Raw genomic sequence first — 12672 nt, 5'->3', positions numbered from 1 at the left:
AGGCGACTTGTATTGTCTGGTTCGTATCGGCTCAAGCGCTGGCGTCGTATCGCAACCAGGTACGACCGATGCGCTACACCTTCTTCTCCGCAATCTGCATCGCAGCGAGAATCATCTTCTGGGTCAATGAGTCCTGACCCTGGCTGAAGCCTGTGGTGGGTACAGCCAACCTCATTGCAATATGAGAAGGCGACGCGGCAGAAGTCTTATCGAATGTCCGGGACAGACTCGCTCAGCGCGGTCATGAACGCCCGCAGTTGTTCTTCGGCGAAAGTGAGGATGCGTTCATCAGTCAGGAAGCCATTTTCGACCTTGTCGTTTGCCATGGGAACGACGATTTCCGGGCAGCCGAAGACCTTCGCGAGCATCCCGTTGAGCGAATATTTCAGGTGCCCTTGGGCGCGCACACCGCCGAGTGCGCCGCCGGAGACGCTCATGACGAAGCAGTGCTTGTCCTTGAAGACGGATTTCATCGCCGGGCGCGAGGCCCAGTCGATTGCATTCTTTAGAACGCCCGGAACGCTGTAATTGTATTCGGGTGTCACGAAGACCAGCCCATTGGCATGCGCTACCTGATCGATGAAAGCCTTGACCGCCGGATCGTCGAGGATGTCCGCGTTGTAGTGCGGCAGCAGTCCCGGATCGGCGGTCACGCAGGTCGCGCTGTCTTCCACGCGCTTGATCAACGCCCTTACTGTGGCGCGCGACGATGAAGCCTGCCTCAGGCTTCCTGGAATGAAGAGAAGTTCGATCATCGGCATTCTACTTTCATAGACGGGCGAGCCATGTCGCGATCAGCGGGAAGGCCACGATCAGGGCGATTGACACGAACATGGCCAGGACGAATGGCAACGCGCCGCGGAATATCTCGCCCACTCTCAGATCGGGCTCATCCATGGCCGACTTTATGACATAGACAGATAGCCCGAAGGGCGGCGTGAGGAGACCCACCTCGACAGTCACGACCGTCAGCACGCCAAACCAGATGAGGTCGAAACCGGCCGCATTGGCGATCGGCAACGCAATCGGCAGCAGGATCAGCATGATCGAAATGGAATCGATCAGGCAGCCAAGCGCCGTGATCAGCAGAAGATAGACGAGAAGAAAGCCGTAGGGACCGATCGGCCCTGTCAGGAACACTTGGGCCAAAGCGCGCGGCACGCCGGAAAGCGCCAACATACGGCTGAAGAAGGTCGCGGCGAGGATCAGGAACAGCACCGAGACGGTGATCTGGCCGGCCTCGACCAGCAGGTTCCAAAAGAGGCGCCGGTCGAGGGACCGGCGCACCAACGCGATCACCAATGCACCGAAGGCGCCGGCGGCACCGGCCTCGGTCGGGTTGAGAAAGCCGCCATAGAGCCCGCCCAGCACCACTAGCATCAGCGAGACGATCGGCGCGGACTTGCGGGCGATCTCAGCGAGGCTCATGTCGCCGAATTCGGCGCTGTCTTCTCCGTCCTCGAAGACGAAATCCTTGCGAAACCGTGCGAGCAACACGATCGTCACACAAAATGCGGCGGCGATCAGGATACCGGGTCCGATACCGGCGAGGAACATGCGGCCCACGGATTCCTCTGCGAGCACGGCATAGACGATCATCAGCAGCGAGGGCGGGATCAACATACCAAGCACCGATGAACCGGCGACGACCCCCGTCGCGAACTTTCGGGTATAGCCGTGCCGCGTCATTTCCGGGACGGCGACACGGCTGAAGACCGTCGCAGAGGCGATCGAGATTCCGGTGATCGCGGCAAAGACTGCGTTCGCGAACACCGTCGCGACCCCGAGGCCGGCGGTGACACGCCCGAGCAGCTTCTGGAACACGTCGAAGGTGTCCTTGCCGACACGCGAGACCGTAACCAGAAGGCCCATCAACACGAAAAGGGGCACGACCGCGAACAGATATTCCTGAAGTGAGTCGTTAGCGACGGCGCCCATCATCCGCAAGGACACCGTTTCGCCTCGTATCGCGGCAACGCCGGCAAAGGAAACGGCCAACATGCCGATGCCGATGGGCATCCCGAGATAGATGAGGACGAGCAGCGCCACCACCGCGGCGGAACCGATTTCCACGGGGCTCATGTCGATCTCCTGTTGGCGATAACGTCGCGAAGATCGCTGACCATCGCGACGACGAACTGGATGGCGGCGACCGTCATACCGACAAGGATGAGGGCGCGGAACGGCCAGGTCGGCAGGGTCGCGATACCGGTGACGCCGATGAACTCGCCGCTCGCATAATCCTTCTCGAAGATCGAGAGGCTGACCGAGGCGATGCCGCCGATCACGGCGGCGCCGCCGAGATTGAAGAGTGCCGAAAGCAGCGCACCGGCCCTAGGACGGCCTTCGCGGAACGGGATGAAGAAGATCTCCGTCCGGGCCAGCCGGTCCGCCCGCACCGTCGTCGCCAGTTGCAGGCAGACGATCATCACGAGCAGCAGGGCGCCGAGTTCGGACACCAGCGGCAGGGACGACCCCAGCATGTTGCGGGCAATGATGTCGGCGCAGATGATGATCATCAGCACGCCGATCAGCGCGGTGCCGAGCGCGGCGAGCGCGTCGACGAAGACCAGCCAGACCCGGCCAATCCCGGAGGAAGGGGGATTTCGGGTTCCGGAAGCCGATGTCTTGTCGCTTTCCAAAGCCATGAGACGCCGGACTATTCGTCCCAGTTGCGCATGGGCTTTTCGCCCTTGGTGCGCAAGCCGTCCATATAGGCCTTCAGGAAGGCCCTGGCCGGCAGGCCCTTGCCCTCGAGATCCGCCGCCCAGTCGCCGGCGATGTCCGGCAGCTTGTCGACCCAGGCCTGGCGCTGCTCGTCGGACATCTTGATGATTTCGACGGGCGAGTCCTGGCTGGCACCGAGTTCCACCATCTTGTTCAGCGCCGCCTCGTGCCGTTCGAGCAGATCCTTGCCATGGGCGACGGTGTAATATTTGCCCGCCTCGATCATCGCGGTCTGGACCTCTTCCGGCAGTCCGTCCCAGCTATCCTTGTTGATTGCGACCGCACCGGAGAATGCGACGCCCACGTCGAAGCGGTTGATATAGGGCGCCACCTCGTAGAGCTTGGCCGGCAGGGCGCCAAGGGCAAGCGATAGCACACCGTCGGAAATACCGGTCTGGATATCGGTGTAGAAACTGGTGAGCGAACCGTCGACCGCATTCGCACCCGTTCCACGCAGCCAGGTGCCAAGCACGCCCGGCGCAGAGAGCTTGATGCCGTTGATGTCGTCGATGCTTTTGAGCGGTGTCTTGGTGTAGATGTCGTACATGTCGGTGCTGGTGAGACCGAGCACCTTGAGATTGTACTGCTCCCATTCATGACGGAGCGCTTCGTTGTTCTCCATCAGGTCTTCCATCACTTCGAGCTGAAGCGGCGGATTGACGGTGGCGAAGGGTGCGTAGCTGGATGCCTGGCTGAGCGGCAACTTGGACGGCTCGAGGAAGGAGAAGACCCAGCCGATATCGGTGATCCCCTCTTCGACTGACGTCAGCGTGGCATTGGCCTTGTAGAGCTGGCCGCCGAAGGCTTCGTTCCACTCGATCTTGTAATTGCCGGTCTTGGCGAGCAATTCGTCCGCCTTCGCCATGAAATGGGTCTTCATCATGCCGACCCACGGGATCACCGTCGGGTGGCTGGATGCGATGGTCAGATTGATGGTTTCCTGCGCCGCGAGGGCGCCGGGCAAGGCAATCATGCCCGCAGTCACGAGTCCGAACAGAATACGCATTGGTCTCCTCCCCAGTTTGCGTTCAGGCCATCGAAAATGTCTGGCTCGAATAGTCGAGCTTCACAGTTACCGTTCCTTCGTTGATCAACCACGGCCGGACCCGGAATGCGCGCGCCCCCGCCTTGTGCATCGGATCGCGCTCCGCGATGGCGATCGCTGCCTCCCGGGAAGTGGCCCGCACGATCACGAGCCCGTCGCCTTCCCAGCTTTCCCCGTCATCGGTCCACATCGGCCCGGCGGCGAACATCACGCCTTCCTTCTCGAGCCCGATCTGGAAATTCAGGTGTTCTTCCATGTTGGCGAAGACAGGCCCGAGCCCATTCACCGGCTGCGTGAAAATGGCGTAGAGCTGCTTCAGCAGCATGGCCTTGCTGGCTTCCAGCACGGCCCCGACTGGCACAGCGGTCGGATTGTCCTCGGCACTCATCGGTTCTCTTCTCCCGTCGCGGACCTCAGCCCGCCTTCCGTCTTTCCAGTTCCGCACGGATCTCCGCGCCGTGCTGGTCGAGCGTCGGCGGCGGGGTCACGGCAAGTTCCGGCGCGCCGTCGAAATTGTAGGGAGCGCGCACCGTCGTCGACTTGCCCATCTCGGGATGCTCGGTCGGCACCGCGATCTGCAGGTACTTCGCCTGCGGATCTTCGAGCGCCTCGTTGGCATCGTAGGCGGGCGAATGCGGCACCTCCGCCGCCAGCAGCCGGTCGCACCATGTCTGGCGCGTCTCCAGCCTGAAGACCGGGGTGAAGATCGCGATCAAATCGTCCTGGTGCGTGATGCGCTGCAGGCGCTCGGCAAAGCGCGGGTCGGTGGCAAGGTCCTGCTGTCCCGTCGCCGCCAGCAGCCCTTCCCAGAACTTCGTCGGCGACGACATATGGATCGCGATCCACTTTCCGTCGCTACATTCGAACGTGTAGCTCTGTGAAACGACCGGCCTCGACAGTGGGCCCATGATCTCGCCAGCCGAATAGTAGTGGGTGAAGCTGTCCAGGTTGAAATGCGTCATGGCCTCGAGCATGGAAATGTCGAGCCGGCGCCCTTTCCCGGACTTCGAGCATTCCAGCAGCGCCGCGAGAATGCCCATGGCGGCATACTGGCCGGTGATGGCGTCCGCGATCGCCGGGCCGATCACGCGCGGATTGGTCGGCGGCGTCACCAGCCGCAAAAAACCGCTTGCCGCCTGCGCTACGGTGTCGAAAGCGGGGCGGTCGCGCGACGGGCCGCTCTGACCGAAGCCGGAAATGGCGCAATAGATGATCGACGGCTGTACCTTGCGGAGATCGGCCTCGCCGCAACCGAGCTTTTCCGCGACGCCAGGCCGGAAGTTCTGAATGAACACATCCGCCGTAGAGATCAGGTCCCGGAAAACCGCGAGGTCTTCCGGCCGTGTCGTGTCGAGCGCGATTGAACGCTTGTTGCGGTTGTAGGTCTGGTAGTGCGGCGAGTAGAGCCCGCCCTTGAAGGCGCGGAAGGGATCGCCCGTTTCCGGACGCTCGACCTTGATGACGTCCGCGCCGAGATCGGCGAGATGCATGCTCGCGGCCGGCCCCGTGATGTAGGTGCCGAGTTCGACGACGCGGATGTCCTTGAGAATCTTGACCATGCTCTATTTCCTCAAGCCTCGCCGTTCCTGCTTGTTTTCGAGGCCAGAGCTCCGTCATAGCTGATGGCGAGATCTGCCTTGTGGGACATGATGAAGCCGATCGAGCGCAGCGATTCCTCGTAGAGATGGGCGGCAAGGCCCGCCGTGCGCGCGAGCAGCGGCACCGCTTTAAGCGCTTCCGGCGGCCAGCCGGCATCGAGGATGGTGGCGGGGATGGCACCGGAGACATTGATCGGCAGCGGCCGCTCAATGATGGCAGTCGCGTGCTTCGCCAGCATGCGCAGCGTCTCTATGTAGCGGCCGCTGATCCCGAGTTCATCGGCGATCGCCAGCAGCCGGTTGGCACGGGGGTCGCCAGCGCTATGCTGCGGATGGCCGAGGCCAGCCACTTTCTTCCGCGCCGCCTTCAGTTTCTTGAGACTCTTGATCGCGGCGGTCTCGATATCGGTGCCGTCCGCCTCGGCAAGCGCCATCACCTCCGCGAGATAGCGGCCCGCGGACTCCGAACTGCCGGCCACGACACTACCCATGCCGAGCAGGCCCGCGGCCATCGCCCCCTGCCAGGCTTCCGGACCGGCGGCGAGCGTCATGCGCGCGGCCTGCACGCTCGGAACGAGACCGTGCTCGGCGATTGCGACGAGGCAGGCATCCAACATCGCCCTTTGCGTCTTGCTCGGCTTTTCTCCAAGAACCAGTAGCCAGAAGTAGTCCGTGAACTCGATCTTGCCGATCAGCTCGTCGCAGAGGTCATAGCCCCTGACCGTTATGCTGTCGGCATCCGAAGTCGCGATGGCCGTGCGGGCGTTGTCCTGCTTGCCGATTCGCATTGCGCTCCTCTTTTCGGTATGCGAAAATATTTGCTCTTGCCGAAAACGTTATCAGCATTTAATTTGCCGTCAAGTGACAATCCGTAACCGCCGCCGGAGAGCCGGAAGCGGGGAGACGGCAGCACGGAGGGGAAAATGCGGACAGATCAGACGCAAGGAGATTATATCACCGTTTGAGTTGCGAACGGCGCCCGCGCCGCGTTTGTCGAAGCCACGCCAAATGCGCTATCGATTGCCGTTTTTCTCGATCAGGGATGATGCAAGTGCAGCAGGCAGCAATGGCGACTATCGAAGACAATCAAAGGCCGGCCGAATTCGTCGAGGGGCTGGCGAAAGGGCTCGCTATCCTCGAGTCCTTTGATGTCACCCATCCGGAAATGACGCTCAGTGAAGTGGCGCGGCGGGTCGGCCTGTCACCGGCTGCCGCCCGGCGGAGCCTCATCACGCTCCAGGCGCTCGGCTACGTGCAGCAGAAGGACAAGCGCTTCCACCTGCGCCCCAAGATCATGACGCTCGGGTCGTCGTTCTACTTCTCGGCGCGCATCGAGGAAGTGCTGCAGCCCGATCTGCGGGAACTCGTCGAGAAGTTCGGCGACGCATCCTCGGTAGGCACGCTCGACAGCGAGGACGTCATCTATATCGCCCACGTTTCGGTCCAGCGCGCCCGCCGCGCCGCCGCCGTTATGGGCGCGCGCTATCCGGCCTGCGCGACCTCTCTTGGCCGCGTTCTGCTTGCCGGACTGAGCGACGATGCTCTGGAGAAATACCTTTCAAACGTACACCCGAAGGCGCTCACCTCGAAGACGATCACCGATCCGGCGATCCTGCGGGAGGAGATCCTCGCCGTGCGCGAATCCGGCTATGCGACGACTGTCGATCAGCTCGATTACGGCATCACGGCGCTGGCCGTGCCGATCCGCGACATGGAGGGACGCACGATCGCCGCACTTAATACGTCCGGCTACACCGGGATACTGACTCCGGAATCGCTGGTCACGGAGCGCCTGCCGGCATTGCGGCAGGCGGCGTCTCACATCGCCCACGCGATCACGCGCTATCCGGTGCTGCAATCGATCATGGGGACCTGACGAACGAAGACCGAGCCGCAGGGCGATGGGAGGATAAGCCATGTGCAGACTTTGCGATCCAGGGAAGCTCGAATTTCTGTGCCCGACGAGTTTCGATGCGGCGAGGGCCGAGGCGCAGGCCAATGCCGCCGGCACTGTGCTGTCGGCCAATGCCGCGGCCCAGGCGGCGGCTGCCGCGAGCCTGCCCAAAGGCATTGGCGATGCTGGCCGGAAGACGTTGATCAAGGGTGGCATCGTCTTCTCCGTGGATGACAAGGTGGGTAATTTTGCGGTCGGCGACGTACTGCTCGAGGGAGCAAAGATCACCGCCGTCGGCCCTTCGATCGAGGCAAGCGGCGCCGCAGTGCTGGATGCCACCGGCAAGATCGTCATGCCGGGCTTCGTCGACACCCATCACCACCAGTTCGAGACTGCGCTGCGCAGCCAGCTCGCCAACGGCATCCTGATCAATGACGGCCGGCCGGAGAGCGCGCAGAACTACTACGAGACCGTTCTTCAGAAGTTTTCAAACGCCTACAGGCCCGAAGACGTCTACATCAACGAGTTGTTCGGCTCGCTCGCCCAGCTCGACGCAGGTGTGACTACGGTGATGGATGTCAGCCAGATCCATCATTCGCCCGAACATTCCGACGCCGCCATCGAAGGTATTCGCGACGCGGGCCGACGCTCGGTCTTCGGCTATTTCGAGGGCCGGGGCGATGCCGCCAAATATCCGGTCGACGCGAAGCGCATCAGGGACCAGTATTTCGCATCCGGTGACCAGCTGATGACCATGGTCATGGGCGGCGAGATCTACATTCCAGGTTACGAGGAAGCCTGGCGGATCGGGCGCGAACTCGACATGCCGATCGCGCTCCACGTCGTTGGCACCTTCGGCATGCAGCCGACATTCGACGAACTCGGCGCCACGGGCATGTTCGGCCCCGACAACATCTTCATCCACATGACCGGCATGTCGGATGCCGGCTGGAAATATGCAGCCGATGCCGGCGCCCATATCTCGCTGTCGGTGCCGATCGAAATGCAGATGCGTCACGGCACGCCGCCGCTGCAGAAGGTGATCGATCTCGGCATCAGCTTTTCGCTCTCGACTGACGTCGAATGTACGATGACTGCCGATTTCTTCACCCAGATGCGGTCCTTCGTCACCCTGCAGCGCATGGAGGCAAATACCAAGGCGCTCGCCGGCGAGAAGTATCCGCGCCTCGTTACCGCGCGCGATGCAATCCGCGCTGCGACCATGGGCGGCGCGACGGGCCTGAAGCTTGATCACAAGATCGGCTCGCTGACGCCCGGCAAGGAGGCGGATCTCATCCTTCTCGACGCCGACGCGCTGAACGTCACGCCGCTCAACAACGCGCCCGGCGCCGTCGTCACGCTCATGGAGCGCTCGAACGTCGATGCCTCTTCGTCGCCGGCAAGGTGAAGAAGTGGAAGGGCCAGTTGCTCAGCTTCGACACCGCCCGGCTGAGCGCGGAACTGGCAAAAAGCCGCGACGCGATCTTCGAAACGGCTGGCATTAGCCGCGACCTGTTCGCGGACTGAGATTGCGAGGAAGCGGGCTTCCGGTCCGCCTCCTCCCGACTGTCGGCGCCGCAAGCGCCTCGTAATCGTGGGAGAAGAACATTGGCAAAATTAGTTGCGACACTGGCTTCGACGCATCACCCCTTCTACCTCAAGGCAACCACAATGCCGCCCGAGCAACAGATGCCGCAGGCGCCGGAGTGGAAGCACAAGGTGGAAGCCTATCGTGAAACCCTAGCGGCCGCGAAGCCCGAAATCCTCGTTATGGTGGGCTCCGACCACTTCCATCAAATCTTCCTCGACAACTGCCCGCAGTTCCTGATCGGCAAGGCGCCGCGCTATGATGCGACCTTCTACAATGAGGAACGCGAGTTCGGCATTCCGAAATACGTGCTGGAGGGCGACGAGGACATGTCGCGCTTCATGCACCAGTCGCTGATGGACCAGAGTTTCGACTTCGCGTTCTCCAATGAGCTGAAGATCGATCATTCCATCATATGCCCGATCATCACGGTGCGCCCGCAGAACGACCTGCCGGTGGTGCCGATCTACACCAACATTTTCGCGCCGCCGCTGCATTCGCCGAGACGGTTCTACGAACTTGGCCGCGCGATCCGCAAGGCGATCGAGGACTACCCGTCCGCCAAGCGTGTCGCGGCGATCGGTACCGGACATCTCTCGCTCGAACTCGGCGGACCGCGTCAGTTCATGGAAACCGGCCCCGATCCGGTCTTCGATCGTCAGGCGATCGAATGGCTGCGCACGGGCGATGTCGACGCTATACTCGCCAACGTCACCCACAAAAGCATGGTCGAAAGCGGCAACGCCACCCAGGGCTTCCTGAACTTTATCCTGATGCTGGGCGTCGCCGGTCCCGAAGGCGCCGACTACGTCGATAATCTCGACCTTTTCCACACGATGGAAGCCTATTTCACCTGGTATCCGAAGGAGCAAGCGGCATGAGCAAGTACTACGTCAACAAGTTCCTCTACACCGTCGACCGCGACCCGGAACTGATGAAGCGCTACGCCGAGGATCCGCGCAATCTGGTGGCGACCTGGGAACAGTCGATCGGACCGCGACTGATCGGCAACGACGTCGAGGAATCCACCGTCGTCGCGCTGACCGACCACGAGCGCGAGGCGCTTATCAACCACGACTATGTCGCGCTGTTTGAAATGGGCGCGCACTTCTTCCTGAACCTGACCATGTATATCGGCATCTTCGACGAACCCTATATCCAGAAATCGGGCCCTCTTTCCTTCCAACGCGAATTCGCCGCCAAGCTGCAGCACTGGAAGGGCAGGGAATATCCGACGGTGGAGGTTTGAGTTTCAGGTACTCGGTAGGCGCTGCGCGTAAGGTCAGGACGGTGATGTCAGCTTAACTCCAATTGAAGGGGATGGTTATTAGCTGGAGCCATGATCGGTAATCCTGTCGGCTACAAACCATCGCTTCCCGGCTGGTGCAAAGTCCTCGCAATGCCAACGTAGACTAGTAAGATCTGCAGACGATTGCTGAGGAACCGCAGCGTGTTCAGCACAATGCGCTGTTCGCGGTAGGATCCAGCGAGTATATTGTGCACCTCGTCGATGAGCAGTACCTGCCCCATGCCGCACATTTACAGTCAATGGCCGATGGCTCGGCGAGTGTAAAAGAAGTTCTGGATCATCTTCGGTTCGACCGGACGGCGGTGATCATCCGGTCGAGCATCTCGTCGAGGATGGGCTTAGAAGTGGCGAAGTTCATGCGGACGAACTTCTCGCATTCCGGATGGAAGGCTTCGCCGGGACTGAAGCCAATGCGCGCCCGCTCAAGGAAGAAGTCGAAGGCGGAACCCTCGATGCCGAGATCGGAGCAGTCGAGCCAGATCAGATAGGTCGCATCCGGCACCTGGAATCGGATGCCGGGGATTTCCCGCCGCAGCGTCGCGACCACATGGTCGCGCATCTCCTTCAGGTGGTTCAGCACCTCGTCCAGCCAGGGTTGCGCCTCCGTCCAGGCGGCCACCGTCGCATCGATGCCGATGCTGTTGACTGAACCGATCAGGCGGACCGGAATGCGCTTGTGGAAGCGCTGCATCAGTTCCTCGGTGCCGAAATATGCGACGGCGCAGCGCAGGCCGGGGATGTTGAAGCTCTTGGTCGCCGAGTTCAGTGTCACGGTGCGAGCCGCAGCCGAGGGAGACAGCGAGGCGAAGGGGATGTGGCGGGTGCCATGATAGACGAGGTCGGAATGAATCTCGTCCGAAATGACGATCAGGTCGTGTTTCTCGACGAAGGCGAGAACCTCCAGCAGTTCGTCTCTGGTGAAGGCACGGCCGGTCGGGTTCTGCGGATTGCAGAGCATGAAGATCTTCGTATTGGCATCGACCGTGGCTTCCAGGGCTTCGAGGTCGAAGACATAACTCCGGTCGGTCGCCTGCATGGTGAGCGGCACGCAGGTGCGGCCGGTGGTGGCGATCGCGTCGCGGAAGGGCGGATAGCTCGGCATCTGGACGATCACGCCGTCGCCCGGGTCGGAGAAGGCCATGACCGAAGCGTAGATCGCCTGGACGAGGTCGGCGAGGACAAGCACCTGGGCCTCCGCGACGTCCCAGCCGCAGACGTTCTTCATGCGGTTGACAAAAGCCGAGGCGACCGCGCGGTCGGCCTTGCCTCCGTCGCGCATCGGATACCCGTAGTCGAAGGCCTCGACGCTATGCTGGATGGCGCGCTGGATAGCCGGGGCGATGCGGAAGTCCATGTCAGCAACGAAGGCCGGGATCACGTCGGACGGATACTGCCGCCATTTGGCGTTGCGCCGCTCCAGAAGCTCCGGCTTGCGCATCTCGAATGAGCCGGTTTCGGCGGCGAAGATCACTGTTTCCGAATCCATGCGTATTCTCCTGTATTCGGTCCTTATTCTTCTGTTGCGGCAATACGGAGACGGCTCCGCGTGCCCATCGTCATGCGAGGTGGCAAGCCACCGCGTTACCATCCGGCAGGGTTCTCAACTGCGGGTCCTCTACCGAGCAACGATCCGCAGCGATGGGGCAGCGCGCACGGAAGCGGCACCCAGTTTCGGGAATGCTGCCCGCGACTTCGCCGGAAAGCCGGCTTTCGATCTTACGGCCGGGATCCGCCTCTGGCACCGCAGCCAGAAGAGCCCGGGTATAGGGATGCCTTGCTTCCCGCCAGAGACTTGAATGATCGGCACTTTCGACGATCCGGCCGAGATACATGACGAGAACGCGATCGGAAAAATAGCGGACAACGGAAAGATCGTGCGAGATGAACAGAAAGCACAGGCCGAAACTGCGCTTCAGGTCGACGAGCAGATTGATGATCTGTGCCTGAATGGAAAGGTCCAGGGCCGAGACCGGTTCGTCGCAGACGACTAGTTTGGGCTTCAGGATCAGAGCCCGGGCGATGCCGATGCGTTGCCTCTGGCCCCCGGAGAACTCGTGCGGATAGCGCTGCAGCGCCGCGGCCGAGAAGCCGATCCGATCTATGATCTCGTTGATCTGTTTCCTGCGCTCGGCGGGATTCTTGATGCCGTGCACCTTAAGGGGTGTATCGAGGATCTGGAATACCGTCTGGCGCGGATTGAGGGATGCGTAGGGATCCTGGAAGACCATCTGCACGGATTTGCGGATCGGTCGCAATTGCCGATCGTCCATGCCGGCGATGTCCCAGCCTTCGAGGCGGATCTCACCCTCAGCCGGCTTGATGAGCCGTACCACGCTCTTGCCCAAAGTGGACTTGCCGCAACCGGATTCACCGACAAGGCCGACCGTCTCATTCTCGCCGACCTCGAAGGAGACGCCGTCCACCGCATAAAAGGTCTTGCCGCGCGAGGTATAGGCGGTCTTCAGATTGTTCACCGACAGGAGCGCCATCAGCCATTTCCCTTTCGCGATT

13 protein-coding genes and 1 pseudogene are annotated in these 12672 nt (G+C 61.6%); 4 read left to right on the top strand and 10 right to left on the bottom strand.

What is annotated here, in order from left to right; genetic code table 11:
• Positions 1-206: 206 nt before the first annotated feature.
• The 7 genes from ABK249_RS18305 to ABK249_RS18275 are packed head-to-tail and all read right to left on the bottom strand — an operon-like array spanning position 207 to position 6158.
• Positions 207-761, bottom strand: coding sequence for an NADPH-dependent FMN reductase (locus ABK249_RS18305; protein ID WP_348863582.1), 555 nt, complete (start codon positions 759-761; stop codon positions 207-209).
• 7 nt (positions 762-768) lie between these two features.
• The gene (locus tag ABK249_RS18300) at positions 769-2082 is read right to left on the bottom strand and encodes a TRAP transporter large permease (protein WP_348863581.1); all 1314 of its coding nucleotides are present in this window, start codon (positions 2080-2082) and stop codon (positions 769-771) included.
• A complete protein-coding gene (locus ABK249_RS18295) occupies positions 2079-2648 on the bottom strand; it encodes a TRAP transporter small permease subunit (RefSeq protein ID WP_037145099.1) in 570 nt (189 codons plus the stop codon). The genes ABK249_RS18300 and ABK249_RS18295 overlap by 4 nt, the downstream gene beginning before the upstream one ends.
• A gap of 11 nt (positions 2649-2659) precedes the next feature.
• Positions 2660-3733 carry a C4-dicarboxylate TRAP transporter substrate-binding protein gene (locus tag ABK249_RS18290; RefSeq protein ID WP_037145102.1) on the bottom strand — a complete coding sequence of 358 codons (1074 nt, stop codon included), beginning with the start codon at positions 3731-3733 and terminating at the stop codon, positions 2660-2662.
• Positions 3734-3755: 22 nt separating this feature from the next.
• Positions 3756-4160 carry a YciI family protein gene (locus ABK249_RS18285; protein ID WP_052182557.1) on the bottom strand — a complete coding sequence of 135 codons (405 nt, stop codon included), beginning with the start codon at positions 4158-4160 and terminating at the stop codon, positions 3756-3758.
• A gap of 25 nt (positions 4161-4185) precedes the next feature.
• The gene (locus ABK249_RS18280; RefSeq protein ID WP_037145105.1) at positions 4186-5331 is read right to left on the bottom strand and encodes a CaiB/BaiF CoA transferase family protein; all 1146 of its coding nucleotides are present in this window, start codon (positions 5329-5331) and stop codon (positions 4186-4188) included.
• A gap of 11 nt (positions 5332-5342) precedes the next feature.
• Positions 5343-6158 carry a citryl-CoA lyase gene (locus ABK249_RS18275; RefSeq protein ID WP_037145109.1) on the bottom strand — a complete coding sequence of 272 codons (816 nt, stop codon included), beginning with the start codon at positions 6156-6158 and terminating at the stop codon, positions 5343-5345.
• Positions 6159-6436: 278 nt separating this feature from the next.
• Between ABK249_RS18275 and ABK249_RS18270 the strand changes: the two genes are divergently transcribed.
• From ABK249_RS18270 to ABK249_RS18255, 4 genes are all read left to right on the top strand, one after another.
• Positions 6437-7246, top strand: coding sequence for an IclR family transcriptional regulator domain-containing protein (locus ABK249_RS18270; RefSeq protein WP_037145112.1), 810 nt, complete (start codon positions 6437-6439; stop codon positions 7244-7246).
• Positions 7247-7286: 40 nt separating this feature from the next.
• Positions 7287-8672 carry an amidohydrolase family protein gene (locus tag ABK249_RS18265; RefSeq protein WP_348863580.1) on the top strand — a complete coding sequence of 462 codons (1386 nt, stop codon included), beginning with the start codon at positions 7287-7289 and terminating at the stop codon, positions 8670-8672.
• A 200-nt stretch (positions 8673-8872) separates the two neighbouring features.
• Positions 8873-9733: a DODA-type extradiol aromatic ring-opening family dioxygenase gene (locus ABK249_RS18260; RefSeq protein ID WP_348863579.1), complete on the top strand. Its 861-nt coding sequence runs from the start codon at positions 8873-8875 to the stop codon at positions 9731-9733.
• Positions 9730-10101, top strand: coding sequence for a hypothetical protein (locus ABK249_RS18255; protein ID WP_037145119.1), 372 nt, complete (start codon positions 9730-9732; stop codon positions 10099-10101). The genes ABK249_RS18260 and ABK249_RS18255 overlap by 4 nt, the downstream gene beginning before the upstream one ends.
• A gap of 149 nt (positions 10102-10250) precedes the next feature.
• Here the strand turns inward: ABK249_RS18255 and ABK249_RS18250 are convergent.
• From ABK249_RS18250 to ABK249_RS18240, 3 genes and pseudogenes are all read right to left on the bottom strand, one after another.
• Positions 10251-10376 (bottom strand): annotated as a pseudogene (locus ABK249_RS18250) (TniB family NTP-binding protein); the annotation flags it as partial.
• A 62-nt stretch (positions 10377-10438) separates the two neighbouring features.
• Positions 10439-11647 (bottom strand): MalY/PatB family protein, encoded by a 1209-nt coding sequence (locus ABK249_RS18245; RefSeq protein ID WP_348863578.1) that lies wholly within the window; start codon positions 11645-11647, stop codon positions 10439-10441.
• A 70-nt stretch (positions 11648-11717) separates the two neighbouring features.
• Positions 11718-12650: an ABC transporter ATP-binding protein gene (locus tag ABK249_RS18240; RefSeq protein WP_348863577.1), complete on the bottom strand. Its 933-nt coding sequence runs from the start codon at positions 12648-12650 to the stop codon at positions 11718-11720.
• Positions 12651-12672 lie beyond the last annotated feature (22 nt).

The organism is Neorhizobium phenanthreniclasticum, assembly GCF_040066075.1.
Lineage (GTDB): Bacteria > Pseudomonadota > Alphaproteobacteria > Rhizobiales > Rhizobiaceae > Neorhizobium > Neorhizobium petrolearium.
This window is presented reverse-complemented; position numbering and strand designations above follow the sequence as displayed.